Here is a 619-nt window from a genome sequence, read left to right on the forward strand (position 1 = left end):
GTTGTCGAACAGCCCGGTGACCAGCTTCAGCCAACCCTTGGCGCTGTTGAGCACGCCGCCGGCGCCGTTGTCGAGGCTGCCGCTCTGCAGGTCGAGGTTGCCGGCCCGGCTGTCCAGGCGGCCGCCCTGGTTGTCCAGCGCGCCACCGATACGCAGCTGGTTGTCGCCCTGGGCCTGGAGCGTGCCCTGGCGGTTGTCCAGGCTGCCGGCCTGCACCTCGAGGGCGCCGGCCTGGCTGAAGATCAGGCCGTCCTGCTGGTTGCGCAGGGCGCCGCCGACCAGGCGCAGGCTCATGCCGGCCTGGCTGGCGAGGGTGCCGGAGGCGCTGTTGTCGAGGCTGCCGGCGCTGATCTCCAGCAGCCCCTGGCTGACCAGCTTGCCGCGCTGGCGAGGGTGCCGGAGGCGCTGTTGTCGAGGCTGCCGGCGCTGATCTCCAGCAGCCCCTGGCTGACCAGCTTGCCGCCGCGGTTGTCGACGCTGGCGCTGCGCAGCAGCAGGTCGCCGCCGCTGGCCAGGCGCGCCGCGCCGGTGTTGACCAGGGCGCCGCCGAGGATGGCGTCGAGCCGGCCCTGGCTGATCAACTGGCCGTCGCTGTTATCCAGGCTGGCGCCCTTGAGCA

Annotated in this window: 1 pseudogene; it reads right to left on the reverse strand. The window is 72.7% G+C overall.

The window, feature by feature from the left end:
- A pseudogene (locus FLO80_RS23655) lies at positions 1-619 on the reverse strand (hypothetical protein); the annotation flags it as partial.

The sequence above is a fragment of the Aquicoccus porphyridii genome (assembly GCF_008369105.1).
Lineage (GTDB): Bacteria > Pseudomonadota > Alphaproteobacteria > Rhodobacterales > Rhodobacteraceae > Aquicoccus > Aquicoccus porphyridii.